The 17,868-nt window shown below is 65.2% G+C and carries 21 protein-coding genes; 8 read left to right on the top strand and 13 right to left on the bottom strand.

Annotated elements, in window-relative coordinates:
* Positions 1-106 precede the first annotated feature (106 nt).
* Positions 107-2,212, top strand: a complete 2,106-nt coding sequence (locus tag ACXMDM_RS00400; RefSeq protein WP_145536645.1) for a PBP1A family penicillin-binding protein — start codon at positions 107-109, stop codon at positions 2,210-2,212.
* Between the two features lie 17 nt (positions 2,213-2,229).
* Here the strand turns inward: ACXMDM_RS00400 and ACXMDM_RS00405 are convergent, their stop codons facing one another.
* Positions 2,230-3,591: a 16S rRNA (cytosine(967)-C(5))-methyltransferase gene (locus tag ACXMDM_RS00405; RefSeq protein WP_071800126.1), complete on the bottom strand. Its 1,362-nt coding sequence runs from the start codon at positions 3,589-3,591 to the stop codon at positions 2,230-2,232.
* Positions 3,592-3,604: 13 nt separating this feature from the next.
* Positions 3,605-3,943: an MGMT family protein gene (locus ACXMDM_RS00410; protein WP_071800127.1), complete on the bottom strand. Its 339-nt coding sequence runs from the start codon at positions 3,941-3,943 to the stop codon at positions 3,605-3,607.
* A gap of 91 nt (positions 3,944-4,034) precedes the next feature.
* Between ACXMDM_RS00410 and trmH the strand changes: the two genes are divergently transcribed.
* Complete coding sequence (trmH, locus tag ACXMDM_RS00415) at positions 4,035-4,724, top strand: tRNA (guanosine(18)-2'-O)-methyltransferase TrmH (RefSeq protein ID WP_071800128.1); 690 nt, start codon at positions 4,035-4,037, stop codon at positions 4,722-4,724.
* A 29-nt stretch (positions 4,725-4,753) separates the two neighbouring features.
* On the opposite strand, the gene ACXMDM_RS00420 is transcribed toward trmH, so the two are convergent.
* The 5 genes from ACXMDM_RS00420 to ACXMDM_RS00440 all read right to left on the bottom strand — a co-directional run bounded on the left by ACXMDM_RS00420 (position 4,754) and on the right by ACXMDM_RS00440 (position 7,427).
* On the bottom strand, positions 4,754-5,011 hold the full coding sequence (locus tag ACXMDM_RS00420; protein ID WP_071800129.1) for a hypothetical protein: 258 nt from the start codon (positions 5,009-5,011) through the stop codon (positions 4,754-4,756).
* A 360-nt stretch (positions 5,012-5,371) separates the two neighbouring features.
* On the bottom strand, positions 5,372-5,650 hold the full coding sequence (locus ACXMDM_RS00425; RefSeq protein ID WP_071800131.1) for a hypothetical protein: 279 nt from the start codon (positions 5,648-5,650) through the stop codon (positions 5,372-5,374).
* Positions 5,631-5,870: a hypothetical protein gene (locus ACXMDM_RS00430; protein WP_145536612.1), complete on the bottom strand. Its 240-nt coding sequence runs from the start codon at positions 5,868-5,870 to the stop codon at positions 5,631-5,633. Before ACXMDM_RS00430 ends, ACXMDM_RS00425 begins: the two co-directional genes overlap by 20 nt.
* Before the next feature lie 145 nt (positions 5,871-6,015).
* On the bottom strand, positions 6,016-6,480 hold the full coding sequence (locus ACXMDM_RS00435; protein ID WP_071800132.1) for a prepilin-type N-terminal cleavage/methylation domain-containing protein: 465 nt from the start codon (positions 6,478-6,480) through the stop codon (positions 6,016-6,018).
* Between the two features lie 128 nt (positions 6,481-6,608).
* The gene (locus tag ACXMDM_RS00440; RefSeq protein ID WP_083544611.1) at positions 6,609-7,427 is read right to left on the bottom strand and encodes an ABC transporter permease; all 819 of its coding nucleotides are present in this window, start codon (positions 7,425-7,427) and stop codon (positions 6,609-6,611) included.
* A gap of 252 nt (positions 7,428-7,679) precedes the next feature.
* Between ACXMDM_RS00440 and ACXMDM_RS00445 the strand changes: the two genes are divergently transcribed.
* The gene (locus tag ACXMDM_RS00445; RefSeq protein ID WP_233831051.1) at positions 7,680-8,417 is read left to right on the top strand and encodes a response regulator transcription factor; all 738 of its coding nucleotides are present in this window, start codon (positions 7,680-7,682) and stop codon (positions 8,415-8,417) included.
* Here ACXMDM_RS00445 and ACXMDM_RS00450 read toward each other — a convergent pair.
* From ACXMDM_RS00450 to lepA, 6 genes are all read right to left on the bottom strand, one after another.
* Entirely contained in the window at positions 8,392-9,819 is a 1,428-nt protein-coding gene (locus ACXMDM_RS00450; RefSeq protein WP_233831240.1) for a sensor histidine kinase, read from the bottom strand. The two genes, ACXMDM_RS00445 and ACXMDM_RS00450, sit on opposite strands and share 26 nt — an antisense overlap.
* A gap of 168 nt (positions 9,820-9,987) precedes the next feature.
* Positions 9,988-10,683, bottom strand: a complete 696-nt coding sequence (locus ACXMDM_RS00455; protein ID WP_186437602.1) for a hypothetical protein — start codon at positions 10,681-10,683, stop codon at positions 9,988-9,990.
* An 18-nt stretch (positions 10,684-10,701) separates the two neighbouring features.
* The gene (locus tag ACXMDM_RS00460; RefSeq protein WP_071800137.1) at positions 10,702-11,247 is read right to left on the bottom strand and encodes a GspH/FimT family pseudopilin; all 546 of its coding nucleotides are present in this window, start codon (positions 11,245-11,247) and stop codon (positions 10,702-10,704) included.
* Positions 11,244-11,702, bottom strand: a complete 459-nt coding sequence (locus tag ACXMDM_RS00465) for a hypothetical protein (protein WP_071800138.1) — start codon at positions 11,700-11,702, stop codon at positions 11,244-11,246. The genes ACXMDM_RS00460 and ACXMDM_RS00465 overlap by 4 nt, the downstream gene beginning before the upstream one ends.
* Positions 11,699-12,193 carry a hypothetical protein gene (locus tag ACXMDM_RS00470; RefSeq protein ID WP_071800139.1) on the bottom strand — a complete coding sequence of 165 codons (495 nt, stop codon included), beginning with the start codon at positions 12,191-12,193 and terminating at the stop codon, positions 11,699-11,701. Before ACXMDM_RS00470 ends, ACXMDM_RS00465 begins: the two co-directional genes overlap by 4 nt.
* A 100-nt stretch (positions 12,194-12,293) precedes the next feature.
* The gene (gene lepA, locus ACXMDM_RS00475) at positions 12,294-14,102 is read right to left on the bottom strand and encodes a translation elongation factor 4 (RefSeq protein WP_071800140.1); all 1,809 of its coding nucleotides are present in this window, start codon (positions 14,100-14,102) and stop codon (positions 12,294-12,296) included.
* A gap of 116 nt (positions 14,103-14,218) precedes the next feature.
* Here lepA and ACXMDM_RS00480 point away from each other — a divergent pair, with 116 nt between their 5' ends.
* The 5 genes from ACXMDM_RS00480 to rseP all read left to right on the top strand — a co-directional run bounded on the left by ACXMDM_RS00480 (position 14,219) and on the right by rseP (position 17,868).
* Positions 14,219-14,503, top strand: coding sequence for a type II toxin-antitoxin system Phd/YefM family antitoxin (locus ACXMDM_RS00480; protein ID WP_071800141.1), 285 nt, complete (start codon positions 14,219-14,221; stop codon positions 14,501-14,503).
* A gap of 3 nt (positions 14,504-14,506) precedes the next feature.
* Positions 14,507-14,896: a type II toxin-antitoxin system VapC family toxin gene (locus ACXMDM_RS00485; protein ID WP_071800142.1), complete on the top strand. Its 390-nt coding sequence runs from the start codon at positions 14,507-14,509 to the stop codon at positions 14,894-14,896.
* A 79-nt stretch (positions 14,897-14,975) separates the two neighbouring features.
* On the top strand, positions 14,976-15,278 hold the full coding sequence (locus ACXMDM_RS00490; RefSeq protein WP_233831053.1) for a NifU family protein: 303 nt from the start codon (positions 14,976-14,978) through the stop codon (positions 15,276-15,278).
* A gap of 114 nt (positions 15,279-15,392) precedes the next feature.
* Positions 15,393-16,673, top strand: coding sequence for a serine--tRNA ligase (gene serS / locus ACXMDM_RS00495; protein WP_071801945.1), 1,281 nt, complete (start codon positions 15,393-15,395; stop codon positions 16,671-16,673).
* Between the two features lie 100 nt (positions 16,674-16,773).
* On the top strand, positions 16,774-17,868 hold the full coding sequence (rseP, locus tag ACXMDM_RS00500; protein ID WP_071800143.1) for an RIP metalloprotease RseP: 1,095 nt from the start codon (positions 16,774-16,776) through the stop codon (positions 17,866-17,868).

Here is a 17,868-nt window from a genome sequence, read left to right on the forward strand (position 1 = left end):
GACCCGGCAAAGCCGCAAGAAGCTGCTGCTGGCCGGGCTGTTGGCAGCGGGAGTCGGCAGCGCCGCAGCCTTCGGCCAAGCGTCGCTGGTGCGCTCGGTCGACGGGATGCTGCCTGACGTGGCGCGGATCAACACCTTCAACCGACCCGGCACGGTGACGATCCTTTCGGCCGATGGCCAGGTGCTGCAGAAGCTCGGCCCTGCCACCCGCGAGAAGGTGGCTGCCGGTTCGATGCCCGAGCTGCTGCGCCAGGCGTTCGTGGCCGCCGAAGACCGGCGCTTCTACGAGCACGACGGTGTTGACATCTGGGGGATCGGCCGGGCCATGGTGCGCAACATCCGCCGCGGCGCAGTGGAAGAAGGCGCCAGCACCATCACCCAGCAGCTGGCCCGCACGGTGTACCTCAGCCAGGACCGCACCCTGGTCCGCAAGCTCAAAGAGGCGGCCCTGGCCGGCAAGATCGAGCGCCAGCTCAGCAAACAAGAGATCCTCGATCAATACATCAACTATGTGTATCTGGGCTCAGGCGCCTACGGCGTCGCCGATGCGGCCTGGATCTACTTCTCCAAGGCCGCCGACCAGCTCACCCTGCCGGAAGCAGCCCTGATCGCCGGCCTGCCGCCGGCCCCGTCGGTGTATTCGCCGCTCGTGAACGAAGACCTGGCCCTACAGCGGCGAGCACTGGTGCTGGGCCGGATGCGCCAGGCGGGGTTCATCAGCGCTTCCGAGCAGACCGAGGCCGAGGCCACACCGCTCCGGCTCCAACCGGCCTTGCCCAAGTACTGGAACAGTGAGGCCCCCTACTTCACCAGCTGGGTGGCCCAGGAGCTACCCAATGTGTTAACTCCTGAGCAGCTTGAGGTGGGCGGACTGACGATACGCAGCAGCCTCAACCTGGCCATGCAGACGGAGGCCCAGAAGGTGATCAGCAGCAGTGCCAGCGGCTCCATGGAGGGGGCGCTAGTCACCGTCGAGCCGGGCACCGGCCTGGTGCGTGCCCTGGTGGGCGGTAAGGATTACAACAAAAGCCAGTTCAACCGAGCCACTCAGGCGCTGCGATCACCCGGCTCCACCTTCAAGCTGTTCGTCTATCTCGCCGCCCTCAAGGAGGGGATGCGGCCAGAAACCGTCTTGGACGACAAGAAGCGCTGCTTCGCTGGCTACTGCCCCAAGAACTTCGGTGATCGCTACCGAGGCAAGGTGACGATGGCCACGGCCCTGCAGAGCTCTCTCAACGTGGTGGCGGTGAGCCTGCTGCAGCAGGTGGGCTTCGACAAGGTGATCGCCATGGCTAAGAGCCTGGGAATCACCCGTGAGCTGGGCCGCTTCTACCCGATGGCGCTGGGCGCCTACGAGCAGACCGTGCTTGACATGACCGCCGCCTATGCCGCCGTGATCAACCGCGGCGTGTTCGTGCCACCCACCCCGTTCGAGGAGATCAGCGGCCCCGACGGCGAACTGCTCTGGAGCAGGCGCCTGCAGTCGGACCGGGGCCGGCGGGTGGTCGACAGCGACATCGCCGACGCGATGGTCTGGATGCTGCAGCGGGTGGTGACTGGTGGCACCGGTGGAGCGGCGTCGATCGGCAGGCCTGTGGCCGGCAAGACCGGCACCTCCGAGGGCGCCCGTGACGTCTGGTTCATCGGCGCGATCCCCCAGCTCACCACCGGCATCTGGCTGGGCTGGGACAACAACCGCTCCTCCAAGAGCGACAGCGGTGCTGCCGCCGCCGCCTGGGGCCGGTACATGCGCGTGATCGCGAAGGATCTGCCCGTACGGCAGTTCCCGCCCAAGCCCGTGCTCACGGGCAGCTTCAAGGCCAACAAACCCGCCGCGAAGAAGCCAGCCGCCCCAACCGCCAGCCCGGCCCCCGCCCGCGAGCAGCCCAGGCCGTGGGAGCAGGATCGGCCAGAGCCGACGTCCAGCTTCGAGCCCCGTGACTTCCAGCCCGAGGAACCAATTCCGGCACCCACTCGGGCTCCCGCGAGCCGCCCATCCCAACCCCAGTCCAGGCCAGCCCCACAGGCGGTGCCCAGACCGGCCTCGCCACCGAGCCGCCCGCCCCAGCCAGTCGCTCCTGTTCCGGCGCCAACTCCTGCTGCCCGGCCGCCGGCCAGCCAGCCAGCACCAGCGCCCGCTCCCCCGCCAGCACCACCGCCAACAGCACCACCGCCGGTGCTGGCACCAACGGCACCACCGCCACCACCTTGAGCTAACGCCTTGAGCCTTCAGCCCGGGGCCTGGAGCACGGCGGCGTAGAAGCCATCGCCGCCGCCCGGCGTGGGCCAGAGCTGAAGTTCCGAACGCTGGCTCCAGCTGGGGTGGCCCGCCAGGAAGGCCGTGACCAGTTCACCGTTTTCACGGGGATGGACGGTGCAGGTGGCATAAACCAGCCGACCGCCTGGCTTGAGCAAGGGCACCATCCCCTCCAGCAGGCGGCGTTGCAGCACAACCAGATCATCGATGGCGGCGGGGGTGATCCGCCAGCGGGCATCGGCATGGCGGGCCAGGGTGCCAAGACCGGAGCAGGGGGCGTCGACAAGAATCCGATCGAAGCTCTCAGCTGGCAATTCGCTGGCCAGCTCGGCCGCATCGGTCTCGTGCTGCTGAATCGAGGCCAGCCCCAACCGCTCGGCATTGACGCCGACGCGGCGCAGGCGGCCAGCGGAGCGATCAACGGCCAGCACCACCCCCTGATCGGCCATCAATTCGGCCAGATGGGTGCTCTTGCCGCCGGGGGCCGCGCAGGCATCAAGCAGACGTTCACCAGGGAGGGGCTCCAGCAAAGGGGCGATCCGCTGGGCGCTGCGGTCCTGAACGCACCAGTGGCCTTCGGCATAGCCGGGCAGGGCGCGCAGATCACCGCAGCGGCCGTGGAGCGTCAGCCCCCAGGCTTGATCAACAAGGGGTTCAGCGGCCACGCCAGCGGCGGCAAAAGCGGCGAGCACCGCCTCACGGCTTGCCTGCAGCCGGTTGACACGCAGATCCAGGGAGGGCGGCAGATTGGCCGCCACACCGAACGCCTCAGCGCCTTCGGGCGGCAGCCATTGCAGCAGATCGGCAGCCAGCCAGTTGGGCAGGGAGTGGCGCAAACCAAGGGCCGCGACGGGTTCGGCAGGCAGCGGTAGGGGGCTGCTGGCAGCGGCGCTACGGCGACGCAGAAAGGCGCGCAACACACCATTCACCACCGGCGCCAGCCGGGCCAGACCATCCCGTTTGGCCAGTTCCACGGTGGTGCTCACCGCCGCTGAGGCGGGAACCCGTTCGGTGGCGAGCAGCTGGTAGAGGCCGAGGTGCAGCAGCCAGCGCAGCTTGGGAGGCTGACGTTCGGCCGGCACCTTGCCGAGCTGGTCGAGCCAGGCATCCAGGCGGCGGCGCTGGCGGATCGCCCCGAAACAGAGCTCGGTCGCCAGGGCACGGTCAGGCGGCGAGAGCGGCAGGCGGCGCAGTTCCCGCTCCAGGGCCAAATCGGCATAGGCCCCGGCCGCCACGGCCAGAAGCGCCCGCCAGGCCACCCGCCGCGAGTCGAGTCCGGCGGCTTCTGGCTGCAAGGCAGCCGCAAAAGCATCGCGATCCGGCGCAGCGGTCATGGTTGGGGAGTGGTCATTGCGGCACCCAGAGATAGCTCCGCAGGGCCAGGCGGCCCGCCCCATCCACGGGGATGCCTTCAGCGATCAGCAGCTCGCGCTGGATCCAATCGCTGCCTTCGCGGCTGAGGCTCATGCTGATCTGGCCTCGGGCGCTGACGACCCGGTGCCAGGGGACCGGTGAGGGCAGGGCGAGACGACGCAACGACCAACCCACCTGGCGGGCGCAGCCGTAAGCGCCGATCCAGTCGGCAACCTGGCCATAGGTGGCGAGGCGACCCTGGGGGATGGGCGCCACGACGGCATAGACCCGCTGATCGAAGCCAACGGCGGCGGCAGGCAGGGCAGGCCTCATCAATTCATGATCCCACCCCTGCTTGCAGGAGCCGCGCTTGCTGCAGTCAAACCATGATCGAGCCTTAAGGTCTGAAGCTCCGCCCCGTTCCATGCCGCTGCTGCCGCGCCGCTACGAGCGACTCCAGGCCGTGCTGAATCGGCGCATGGCCGATCTCACGCTGCTGCTGGAGGCGGTGGACAAGCCCCACAACCTCTCGGCAATCTTGCGCAGCTGCGACGCCGTTGGGGTGCTCGAAGCCCATGCGGTGAGTCTGCCGGGCCGCAGCCGCCGCTTCAACCAGGCCTCCCTGGGCAGCGAGAAGTGGGTGGCGGTGCACCCCCACGCCACGGTGGAGGAGGGGCTGCAACGGCTGCGGCGGGAAGGGTTCCGGATCTACGGCACCCATCTGGGCGTGAACGCGGTGGACTATCGCCAATGCGATTTCACCGGACCAACGGCCTTCGTGCTCGGGGCCGAGAAGTGGGGCCTGAGCGCGGCGGCCAGCGCAGGCGTGGACCAGGGTCTGTTTGTGCCGATGGGCGGCATGGTTCAGTCGCTGAACGTATCGGTGGCGGCGGCGGTGCTGCTGTTCGAGGCACTGCGCCAGCGGCAGGCAGCAGGGCTTCTGCCCCTGGCCGGCGAGGGGGTGCCGGCAGAGCGGCGTAATGGCCTGCTGTTCGAGTGGGCCTACCCCCAGGTCGCCGACTGGTGCCGCCGCGAAGGTCGTGCTTACCCAGCGCTCTCAGCGGAAGGGGCGATCAGCGAAGAGCTGCCGCGCACACTGCGGCTGCGCTGCTGACACGTCTGAAGTGGTCAGTAGGCCAACACTCAGAATGGAATCATCACATCATCGCGATGGGGCTCCGTCCGACCGGCCTGGCCGGAGCGGGCCCGCGGCAACCAGAGGGCCAGAGCCAGACCAGCGAGCTCAAGCAGCAGGAGCCGACCGCCAAGCAAGACCACAAGCAGCAACCCCACCGCCAGGATGTGCTCCAGCAGAGCGATCACGTCGTCGGCGTTGGCGGAACCAAGCAACCAGAGCAAGGTGGCGGCAGCGAGCAGAACAAACGTGAGCCAGAGGGGCATGGGGAATGTCGAGGCGCCTAGGCGTAGCGGATTAATCCCGGCCATTCATTTTGAGCGGCTCGGTGGCGCTGCGTGGGTTCAGGGGGAACGTTCCAGCCAGGAGAGTCGCCGGATCAATCAGTACAGCGGCTATGGACGGGCCGTGTGCTGGGCGAAGCGAGCTGAGAATCACGCAGTTCTGGGCGAAGGTGAGGGTAGAGATCATGGCCGCGGTCGCAGGAGACAGCTGCGCCATCGCCATCAGGGTTTCTACAAAGCTGTTTCCACAAGGCTGCGGTCGTCAGGTGAGAGAAAGGAGCGATTGGTGTAATCGATACAGAGCTTGAGCACTTCCAGGGCAGACCAGCAATTGTGCAGGCCTTAGCGGGTGGGATAGCCGTAAATATCGACAGTGATCCAATAGGACGTTTCCACATCTTCAAAGATGTAGAGGCCGCCAGGACGGAGCAACTGATCGAACAGAATTGAGAAACTGGAGAGCTGATGGGGCGGAAAATGGGAGCCGTCGTCGACGATCAGATGAACGGGGTGGCGAATGGATGCGATCACGCCCTGCACGGCAGCGGGATCCCCCTGATCCACCTGGAACACATCATTGCCAACACCAGAGAGGCTCAGGTCACGATCCAGGCAATACACATGCGCGCGTGGGAATCAAGAGATGCGAGAAGGGAAGGCTCTTACCCTCCCCATAGCCGATTTCGACAATGGCCAGAGTTTTGCAGCGCCTGAGCGGGGCAAGAAAAAGAGGACAAAAGCGGACATAGCCGTGATGCGTGGTCTTGTCGGTCCGGCATTCAGCTCCGACCGCCTGCACGAAGGCCTGATCAAAGGTAGGTCGTTTGGACGGAGAGGCCATCGAAACACAGGCATGATCGCCTGCGCACTCAACGTACACACGTTGCAGAGATCCAGACAACCACTCTGGAGGGTCAGAGCGTTACGCACATCGGCATGGATGACTGGAAATCAGAATGCAGCAGAAACAGCCTTTTGCAGGCAGACTAGGTCAAAAGACATGTCGTAACTCCATCGGTATTGACATCGATTGTCAGTTCATTCGTCGCTGCAATTGTTTCAACGGCCATGCATCGAATACCAGCAGGCCCAGGCTCAAGGGTGACAACAAAAGTACCGCCACCAACGCAGTTATCCACTGCGTTAACGGCAATAACATTTTGATCACTCGGTTCCGTCATACCAATAGCCAAATCAGAAGCAGCAGATGTTGCACATTCTTTGGCAAGGCCAAGCGCCTCTCCTATCAGCGCCCCATTGGCAGCCGCTCGGCGGGCTTGAAGATATTGCGGTAAAGCAACGGCAGCAAGCACACCAACGACCGCTACAACGATCATCAGCTCAACGAGCGTGAAAGCTCGATTCTTGCTGCGGCTTGCATGGATGCCGCGAAGCACACGGAGTTGAGCCTTGGGCAAGAGTTTCATCAGACCAGGAACAGTTTTGATCATGAACTGTAAAGGCTTGATCCATTAGAGCCAATGCTCTTTTCCGAAAATCGATGAAGCAATAGCCGACAAGATAGAGAAAGCAAGGTGAACGCAAGCTGAGAGAGCACTCTGCTCCGCAGTGCTGAACATCAGCCTCCCTTGCCCCCATCGCCGCCGCTCACCCAGGCCTCCAGGCCCTCGCCCAGGAACGAAAGCCCCAGTACCAACACAAACATCGCCAGGCCGGGATAGAGCGCCGTCCACCAGATGCCGGTGGGCAGCGCGGTGAGAGCCTGCTGCAGGTCGGCGCCCCATTCCGGAATCGATTCGGGGAGCCCCAGGCCCAGGAAGCCCAGGCCGCCCAGCACGAGTACGGCGTCGGCAGCGTTGAGGGTGAGCAGCACCGGCACCGAGGTGATCACGTTGCGCAGCAGGTAACGGCGCAGGATCCACAGCGGCCCCGCCCCCAGCGATTGAGCCGCTTCCACATAGAGCTCCGCCTTCACCTGGGCCGTCTGGTTGCGCACCACCCGGAAATACTGGGGGATGTACACCACACACAGCGCCGCCGCCGCATTGGGAAGGCCGCGCCCCAGCAGGAAGGCGAGCACCACCGAGAGCAGCAGCACCGGCAAGGTGTAAAGCGTGTCCATCAGCAGCACCAGGATTCGGTCGAGGCCACCGCCCAGGTAGCCGCTCACCATGCCCAGCGGCACGCCGATCAGCAGTGCCGTGATCAGGGCCAGCAGCACCACCTGCAACGCCACACCACTACCGGCCAGGGTGCGCACGCAGACATCGCGACCGAGGCGGTCAGTGCCGCACCAGTGCTGCAGCGAAGGGGTGGCATAAATCTCGTTGGCCAGGCCGGCGTTCGGATCGTCCAGCAGGCCCAGATGAATGAGTAGGGGCGTGGCCAGGGCCACCAAGCCGTAGGACAACACGATCAGCAGGCCCCAGCGGGCCATGCGGCCAGAAAGGTTCTTCGGGCGCCAGCGCAGCCATTCCCTGGGCTGGAAGACGGTCATGGCGGCAGCTTGAGCGGCGTGAGCGGGCCCAGTGTGGGACCCAAAGCGACCTTTGGGAGCGGTGGCCAGCCAAGAGGCCTAACCAGACTTGAAGAAACCCGCATCAAAACCCGGCCTATTGCTACAACAAAGCCAACATGGATCCAGCAAAATCAATGCGCCGAAGCTGAATGTTTCCCAGCGGGGGAAGTCATGCGCGATACAGTCATGCGCGATACAGAAAGCAGCCCACGCATTCTCATCGTCGATGACGATTTCGAATTGCGCCGTTTCCTCCAGGGGGAGTTTCTGGTGGAGGGTTTTGCAGTAGGCGAAGCCGATACGGGCCTGAGCGCCCTCACCCAGTTACGCGACAACCCCAACCCCTTCGATCTGGTGCTACTCGATTGGACCCTGCCCGATTTCAGTGGTGTCGAGATCTGCCGCCGGCTTCGCTCCAGCGGCGTCACCGTGCCGGTGGTGATGCTCACGGCGCGAGACGACATCCGCGACCGAGTTGAGGCGCTGGATTCCGGCGCCGACGACTTCATCAACAAACCATTCTCCATCGAGGAACTGCTAGCCCGCGTCCGCGCCCGCATGCGCCGCACCGGACTCAACTTGAACGGCAGCGTTGGCGAGCTACTCAGCTATCGCGGCCTGACCATGAACACCGGTAACCGGGAAGTTCGCCGCAATGGTGCCCCGATTCATCTCACCGTGCGCGAATACGACCTCCTCCAGACCCTGCTGCGCGAACCGAACCGGGTGCAGACGCGCAATCAGATCCTTGCCAGCGTCTGGGGCGCCAACCATTTCGGTGATGACAACCTGCTCGACGTCTACATCCGTTACCTGCGCAAGAAGGTCGAGCAATCCGGCTGCCCCAGCCTGATTCAGACCGTCCGTGGTGTCGGCTTCATGCTCAAGGAAGGGGATCCTTGGAACTGAACCGGCGCAGCAGCAACTGAAAATCGGAACCGCCCCCTGGGCCGGGGGCATCCACCACCCGCGCCTCCCCTCCCATCCGCTCCATCAGCAACTTCACCACCGACAGACCAATGCCGCTGCCCCGACGCCTTGAAGAAGCGCTGCCCTGAACAAACCGCTCGAAGATCCGCTCTTTTTCGGCATCCGCCACCCCAGGCCCGCGGTCACGCACATGCACCACCACCACCTCCGCACTGCAGGCCAGGCTCTCCCCTGAGGCCTGGGGAGTGGTCTTGGGGGTGCACTGGGAGGTGGCAAACAACTCGATCGGACTGCCTGGATCGGCGTACTTCAGGGCGTTTTCCACCAGGTTGGTGAGGCACTGCTGCAATCGATCGGCATCACCGCAGGCCACCAGGACCTCAGCCTCGACGGGCGCCAACAGCCGCAGCCGCGAACCGGCATGGTCCACCAGCTGCTCATAAGTCGCCAGCAGCAGCAGCTCCACATCGATGACCTGGTGGCTCACCTCCAGGTGGCCGGCCTCATCGCGGGCGATGGCGAGCAAGTCGCTCACCAGCCGCCCCACCCGCTCTGCTTCGCCCTGGATCAACGCCAACGGCGCGATCATTTCCGCAGCAGCCCCATCGCTGTCCACGTCGCTGGCCGGATCGCGCTCACGGGTCGAGCTGGTTTGTTCTGCCTGGCGCTGCAACCGCTGGGCGTAGCCACTGATCAGCGTCATCGATGTACGCAGCTCATGGGAGACCCCATCGACAAAATCCCGCTGGCGCTCGAAGGAGATAGCCAGGCGATCTAGCAAGTCGTCGAAGGCGAGGGCGATCGGTTGAAGCTCCTCGGGTTGGGGTTGCTCCTGCAACCGTTGGCGGCCGAGGCCATCGGCGCTGATCGCCGCCACGCTGTTGCCAAGCCGCTGCAGGGGCCGCAACCCCCCCTCCATCACCAGCCGCAGCAGGGCACTGGTCAGCAGGGCTGTCATCCCGGCCATGGCGATCAACAGCAACTGGGTGATCCGCTCCCGCCCAGCATCGGCGCTGAAATCCTCGAGGACATGCAGGCGAGCCGGGCCGCTGCTCAGCAGCACCGGGTTGGCATAGGTCAGGAAGATGCCGCCACCCTCCCGGAAGGAGACCGGCCCATCGACTTGCCGGGCCAGGCGGCTGGCGGTGCTCTCCAAAGGACCGAGGGTCTCCGCCGCCCCTGGAGCACCTTCCAGCCACACCGTGACGCCGGGGAGGAGCATCGAGCTGATCCGCCGTTGCATTTCCGTCGAATCGGGAATCTCAGCGGATTCAGTGAGCTTCTTCTGAAGCGCATACACCCCGTCGCTGTGGGCGTCGTAGCGGCTCAGAGCGGCGAGCTGCCTGTTGGCAAGAAGAAGCACGCCGTAGCCAACAAGCACGGCCAACAGACTGGTGGCTTGAAGTCGACGACGAATCGAACTCAAATTCGATCACCATTCAAGGCCAAAGGTACCTTCAGAATCGCTGGTTTGTCCCTCCTCAGAACACATGGTCCTGAGCGGAGATCTGAGTCAACAGTCGCAAGGGCGCAGAGCGATCGCATTCGACTAACCGGCACCCGCCAACACTTCGCTGACGATCGTTTGCGCTCTTCCGCCAGCCTCGCTGAAGCTCTGCTCCAGCCGCAGCGCCACCAGCTGGGTCTCGGGATCGAGGCAAGCCGAGAATGGCAGCCGTGACGAACCATTCAGTTCCACCCCAGCCGCTACCGCGGCTTCGCCGCCGTTGAGCAACAGGCTGCAGCCCTGCCAGGGCGTGGCCTGGGCAGCCAGCCCGTCCAGCACGACCCGGCTCTGGAACGTCGTGCCGGCGGACACTTGGCCGTCAAGCCCGAAGGCAGGCCCACAGCGGACCAGCACCCTGCCCTGCCAGAGGCCACTGGGCGCTGCTCCAACCGAATAGGTGATCGTTCCCTCCGGCGTCCTGAGCTGCAGCACGGCCGGCCGCCCCGCCAGGCCGCAGGCTGAGCCGTAGCGCTCTGGGTCGGGCGCCACCGCCGTGGCCCGCTGCAGATCGGCCTGGATCAGGTCCAGGGCTCGGCCCTGGTTCGCCCGCTCCCGCAGCAGGCGGCTGAACCGTCCGGCGTTCAGCCCTTCCCCCAACAGCGCCTGGACCACCACCCCGCAGAACAGCAGCCCCAGCCCCATCGCCAGCAGCAGCTCCACCAAAGAGAAGCCGCCCCCCTGACGGCGCAAACCCTGCTGTTGGTGTTGAAACGGAATGGACGACCCGGCGGTACGCATGGTGATGAACAACAACGATCAGAGCGTGGGATCGGGTTGGCAGAGGCTGCTGTCGGGCCTGCTGCCGCTGGCCCCGCCATAGCGGCCCAGCCGCACGATTCCCAGCGGCAGCGCCATCACCAGACAGCGGCGCAGGGGAGTGCCGCTGCTGGCCAGCACCACCGTGCCGCCATCAAGCACCAGGCCATTGCTGCTGAAGCGCAACACCTCTGGCAGGTTGTGGAGCACGTCCACCGCGGTGCTCTCCACCCCCTCACCCAGTTCCATCAGCGTGTCGCGACAGGGCCTCAAAGCTCCGCCCTGCGGCGGCTGCCAGCCCTGCTCCGAGAGGGTGAGTCCACAGGCTTCCCCCTGCTGTTCGGCCTCACTGCGGCCACGCTCGATGCCCTGAGCCAAGCGCCGACTCGCCACCTCCAGGCGTTGCCTGGCCAGGCTTTCACCCCCCGACCGCAGGCCCAGGCCAGCCAGCAGGCCGATCACCGCCAGGGTCACCAGCAGCTCCACCAGGCTGAAGCCAGCCTGGTGGCTGAAGCGGCTCGGCCTGGCCTGCAGACGCTGTCTCACGTGCCCTCCTCCAGATCGGAAGTGGCAGCCGCTGACGGACAGAGGCCATGGGCGGCAGCGGTGAACAGCCGGCGACGCTCCAGGCCCATGGGCTCGATGCGGTAGACGAGCCAGAGCCCATCCACTCCCGACGACGTCGCGCTCACCTGGCGCTGCACTCCCACCGGCAGAGCTCCAGCCCCGCTCTGGAGCTGCTCCGCCATCCACTGGCCTGCCGCCGCACAACCGGCTGCCGGCTGTTCAGGGCCTTCAGCTTCCACTCCAGCCACCACAGCGAGCGCCGCCTGGCGCAGGCCGTGCTCGCGGCGCAGCAAGTCGGCATCGACACGGCGCAACATTTCCTGCTGTTCAGCGTTGGCCTGGCTCCAGCGGGCGCTGGAGCTCCACAGTTGCAACGAGGTGTTGGCCGCCAGGGAGAACACCAGCATCGCCATCGTGATCTCGATCAGGTTCATCGCCCCATCCGCCGCACCGTCAGCAGCCGCTCCGGCCGGTCGGGATCAAGCCGCAATCCGAACAGGGCCTGGGCCCGACTGCCCGTCTCCTCTCCCCCTAACTCCAGCCGCAGCCGAGCCTCCAGTGCCGTCACCGGTTCAGCAGCAGGCCCAGGAGCAGGCCACCACTCCACCAGCCTGTAGCGGGAGCTGCCCACCTCCCCTTCACGGAGCCCGGCGAGGCTGGCGCCCGCTCCGCAACCCGCCGGTGGCCACTGCGACGACGGGACTTGCAGCAGGCAGCGGTAGGGGCCATGGAGCTGGGCCGCCACCTGCTGGGCGGCCGAAGCCAGGGCGTCGCTGGCCTGGCGTTGCCGCCATTGCCCTGCCATCTGTCGATGGCCATGCAGGGCAGCGGTTTGCAGCGAGAGGCTGCTGAGCAGCAACACCAGCCCCACGCCGAAGGAGAGGGGCAGAAAGAAGCCCGACTGGCCAGCATGCTGGGCGGCCATGGACTTGCTTCGAAGCTGAGAAGGCATCGGTGGCCTCAGGTGGGGATCACGCCTTCAGCGTTCCCCTCCTCTCGCCGCTTGAACCTGGGCGAGCAGCGGCTTACTGATTCAGCTTCAACACCGCCATGAAGGCCTCCTGGGGCACTTCCACCCGACCCATCGCCTTCATGCGCTTCTTGCCCTTGGCCTGCTTCGAAAGCAGTTTCTTCTTGCGGGAGATGTCACCGCCATAGCACTTGGCCAGCACATCCTTGCGGATCGCGCTGATGCTTTCGCTGGCGATGATGCGGCTGCCGATCGAGGCCTGGATCGGAATCTTGAATTGTTGGCGCGGGATCAATTCCTTGAGTTTCTCCACCAACCCCTTGCCCACGTTGTAGGCCTTGTCACGGTGCACGATCGTGGTGAGCGGATCAGCCTTCTCGGCATTGATCAGCACATCGAGGCGCACCAGTTCATTCTTGCGGTAGCCGATCAGGCTGTATTCCATCGAGGCATAGCCCTTGGTGCGGCTCTTCATCTGATCGAAGAAATCAGTGACCACTTCAGCCAGCGGCATCTCGTAGTGCAGCGTGACGCGCTCAGTGGTGATGAACTTCATATCAATGAATTCACCGCGCCGCTCCTGGCATAGCTCCATCAAGGTGCCGTTATAGGTATTGGGCGTATAGATCTCCAGCTTCACATAGGGCTCCTCGATCGATTCACGCTTCTGCGGATCAGGCAAGGTGGCCGGATTGTCCACCATGATCAGCGTGCCGTCGATCAAGGTCACCTGGTAGATCACCGATGGCGCCGTCACGATCAGGTCAAGGTTGTATTCCCGCTCCAGCCGCTCCTGCACGATTTCCATGTGCAGCAGCCCAAGGAAGCCGCAGCGGAAGCCGAAGCCCATGGCGCTGCTGGTTTCGGGCTCAAACTTCAGCGCCGCATCGGAGAGCTGCAACTTGTTGAGTGCTTCGCGCAGATCGGGGTATTGATCCGCGTCGGTGGGGAACAGCCCGCAGAACACCATCGGCTTGGCCTCGGCATAGCCGGGCAGCGCTTGGGCGGCCGGATTCGCCAGCAGGGTGATTGTGTCGCCCACCCGGGCATCGGCCACCGCCTTGATCGAGGCCGACAGGTAGCCCACCTCACCGGCATGCAGGCTCTCCACCTGGCGCTGGTCTGGGGCCATCACCCCCACCTCGTCGAGTTCGTAGCTGGTTTTGCTGGCCATCAGCAGCACCTTGTCCTTGCGGGCGACCCGGCCACTGATCACCCGGAAGTACACGATCACGCCGCGGTAGGCGTCGTAATAGGAGTCGAAGATCAGGGCACTCAACGGCTCAGAGAGCCGATCCGGCGGCGGCGGCACCCGATCCACCACCGCCTGCAGGATGGCTGCCACCCCCAGGCCGGTCTTGGCGGAACAGGCGATGGCGTTACTGGTGTCGAGGCCGATGATCGCTTCGATCTCCTCGCTGATCCGGGCTGGATCGGCGCCGGGCAGGTCGATCTTGTTGAGCACCGGAATGATCTCCAGATCGTTCTCCAGCGCCAGATACACGTTCGCGAGCGTCTGCGCCTCCACCCCCTGGCTGGCATCCACCACCAGCAGCGCCCCCTCGCAGGCCTGCAGGCTGCGACTCACCTCATAGGAGAAATCCACATGGCCGGGCGTGTCGATCAGGTTGAGGATGTAATTTTCGCCATCGGCCGCCTTGAACTCCATGCGCGCCGCCTGGAGCTTGATCGTGATCCCCCGTTCGCGCTCCAGTTCCATGTTGTCGAGGAACTGGGCCTGCATGTCCCGCGCCGCCACCGTGCCGGTTTCCTGCAACAGACGATCGGCCAGCGTCGACTTGCCGTGGTCGATGTGGGCAATGATGCAGAAATTGCGGATCCGAGAAACGGGAACGTCGGTCATCGCGTTGGGAAAGCCCGTTCAGGGAAGCCAGTGGGATCAATCCTAGGAATCGGGCGACAAGCCCAAAGCCATTCCTCTCGATTCAACTAAGCTAAGCCTTAGTCCATCGTCGCGCCATGGCGCTTTCAGCCACGCCCAAAACCACGCAGGCAAGCCTCCGCCAGGTGAACGTGCACGAAGCCAAGACCCAGCTCTCCCGCCTGCTTCAGGAGGTGGAGGCCGGTCAGGCGGTGGTGATCGCCAGGGCTGGTGTCCCCATCGCCCAACTGGTCCCCATTCAGGCCCAAGCCTCCGGCGTCGCGCCTCCAGGGGCGATGCGCGGTGAGATCACCATGGCGGACGACTTCGATCGCACCCTGGACGACCTGTTCACCGTTCTGCAGCTGCCGATCGCCCCTTGATCCATGGCCCGGTTGCTCCTCGACACGCACCTGGTGCTCTGGTGGATCGCAGACCACCCACAGTTGCCCAAGGCTGCGGTCGGCCTGATCCGCGACCCTGAGAACGAGGTTCATGTCAGCCAGGTTTCCCTCTGGGAACTGGCGATCAAAGCCTCCGTGGGGCGGCTGGATGTGGACCTGGCCAAGCTTGAACGCACCATTCCCGCCCAGGGCTTCCGCTGGCTGGCAATCCGCAACCAGCACCTGCTGGCTGTGGCCGAACTGGGAACCAGCCCCGTGCATCGCGATCCCTTTGATCGCTTGCTGGTGGCCCAGAGCCGCAGCGAACCGCTGAGGCTGCTCACGGCCGATCGCCAGCTCGCGGCCTACGGACCGACGGTGACGGTTTTTTGAACCCAGACGATCCATGGCCTGGATCCAGGCGACCTCCAGGCTGCCTCCCTAAACTCAAACCACACCTCGAATTCTGTTGATGAGTCCCGAAACTGCCACCAGCGAAACCACCACTCCAGAGCTGAACGTTGAAGCGGCGATCAGCGACCCCCGGGCCCTCACCATCCCCAACGTGGAGCGTGTGCTCGATGAGCTGCGCCCGTACCTGATGGCCGATGGCGGCAATGTCGAGATCGTCGAGATCGACGGTCCGATCGTCAAGGTGCGTCTCCAGGGTGCCTGCGGCTCCTGCCCCAGCAGCACCATGACCCTGAAGATGGGCATCGAGCGCAAGCTGCGTGAATCGATCCCCGAAGTGAGCGAAGTGGTTCAGGTGCTCTGAGGCCCCTGCGCCGAGTGATCACGGCCAGCCTTCGCTGAGGGCTGGTTAAGGGTTGTTGCCCAGAAAACCCTGGCACCACTGAGCCGTAGGCTTCCCACACTTGCCTGATTGGCTGTGCTGGACCTGCGCTTGGTGCGCGATACGCCGGAGCTGATCGTCGAGCAGCTCGGCCGCCGCGGCCTGAAGCTCGATCTCACCGCCCTGCAGATGATCGCCCGCCAGGAGCGGGATCTTGAGCAGCAACGCAGCAGTCTCCAGGCCGAGGGCAACCTGGTGGGGCGTCAGGTGGGAGAGCTGATTCGCTCCGGCGAAGCGCCCCACAGCCCGGAGGTGCAGGCGCTGCGCGACCAGGGCAACCGCCTCAAACAGCAGGTGGGGGTGCTTGAAGAAGAGGAGAAGAGCCTCGAAACCCGCCTGCGCGACCAACTGCTCGCTTTCCCCAATCTACCGTCGCCCCACTGCCCGGAGGGACGATCGGAAGCCGACAACATCGAGGTGCGTCGCTGGGGAACGCCCCGCCAGGGCGAGGGCCTGCAGGAGCACTGGCAGATCGCCGAGAGGCTGGGCCTGATCGACAGCGAGCGCTCGGTGCGGATTGCCCAGAGCCGCTTTGTCACCCTGCTGGGCCAGGGCGCTCGCCTGGAGCGCGCCCTGATCAGCCTGATGCTCGACCTGCACGGCCGGCGCGGCTACCGGGAGGTGATGCCGCCGATCCTGGTGAACAGCGCAAGCCTGATGGGCTCCGGCCAGCTGCCGAAATTCGCCGAAGAAAGCTTTCGCTGCGCCGACGACGACCTCTGGCTGACGCCCACCGCCGAGGTGCCGATCACCTCGTTCCACCGCGACGAGCTGATCGCGGCCGAACAACTGCCGCTCAAATACGCCGCTTACACCCCCTGCTTCCGGCGCGAGGCGGGTACCTACGGCCGTGACACCCGCGGCCTGATCCGCCTGCACCAGTTCAACAAGGTGGAGCTGTACTGGTTCTGCAGCCCAGAAGCGTCGGAGGCCGCCCACGCCCAGCTCACCGGCGACGCCGAGGCGGTGCTGCAGGCCCTGGACCTGCCCTACCGGGTGTTGGAGCTCTGCACCGGTGATCTCGGCTTCTCCGCGGCCCGCACCTTTGATCTGGAGGTGTGGCTGCCCGGCGCCGGCGCCTATCGGGAAATCTCCAGCTGCAGCAATTGCGGTGACTTCCAGGCCCGCCGCTCCGCCATCCGCCAGAAGGATGGCAAGAAGACGCGCCTGCTCCACACCCTCAACGGCAGCGGCCTGGCGGTGGGGCGCACGATGGCGGCCCTGCTCGAAACCGGACAGCAAGCCGATGGCAGCGTCCTGCTGCCGCAGGCGCTGGTCCCCTACATGGGCTGTGACCGCCTCGTTGCCGAAACCTGAACCCAGTCTCTTACGGCCTCCCCCACACCTACCCAACCGCCTTCAGCCCGCCGGCGGGCGGGTTGCCCCTCCACAATGAGGGCACTGCGTCACGGTCTGAATGGGTGTTCTTTCAGCTCTGGCGATCCTGGCCGCCCTGATCGTTGTGCATGAGGCTGGCCACTTCTTTGCCGCCACCTGGCAGGGCATCCGCGTCAGCGGTTTTTCGATCGGCTTCGGTCCGGTGCTGCTGGAGCGTCAGCGCCGCGGCGTTCAGTTCGCCCTGCGGGCGATCCCGCTCGGCGGCTTTGTCGCCTTCCCTGACGATGACGAAGACGAGACCAGCGCCATCGCTGCCGACGATCCCGATCTGCTGCGCAACCGCCCCCTGCACCAGCGCGCCCTGGTGATCGCCGCCGGCGTGCTCGCCAACCTGCTGCTGGCCTGGACGGTGCTGGCGGCCCAGGGAATTGTGGTGGGCATTCCGGCCGGTTTCAGCGCCAACCCGGGCGTGGTCGTGGCGGCCGTACAGCCTGGCCAGCCGGCGGCCCTCTCGGGCCTGGTCGCCGGCGATCGGATCGTCAGCCTCGGCGGCGTCAGCCTGCTGGGAGGCCAGGAGGCGGTGGTCGGCCTGGTCGGCGATATCAAGGCCGCCCCCAGCCAGACCCTGGACCTGGTGGCCGAGCGTGACGGCAAGACACTCACGCTCAACCTCACCCCCGCCGACAACGACGGCATCGGCCGCATCGGCGCCCAGCTGCAACCCAATGGCAGCGAGGCCTTCCGCCCCGCCACTGGCCCACTGGAGGTGATCAACCAGACCAACCGCATCTTCGCCCAGCTCACCGGCCGCACCATCGATGGCTTCGTCGCCCTGGTCACCCGCTTCAGTGAAACGGCTCCGCAGATGTCGGGGCCGGTCAAGATCGTTGAAATGGGCGCCACGCTGGCCAAGAGCGGCGGCAGCAGTCTCTACCTGTTCACAGCCCTGATCTCGATCAACCTGGCCGTGATCAATGCCCTGCCCCTGCCCCTGCTCGATGGCGGTCAGTTCCTGCTGCTGTTGATTGAGGGGGTGCGCGGTCGCCCCCTGCCCCAGCGGCTGCAGATGGTCTTCATGCAGTCGGGCTTCCTGCTGTTGGTGGGGCTCAGTGCCGTACTGATCGTTAAGGACACCAGCCAGCTCTCGGTGGTGCAGCAGCTGATCGGCCGCTGA

Source organism: Synechococcus sp. CS-603 (genome assembly GCF_977929215.1).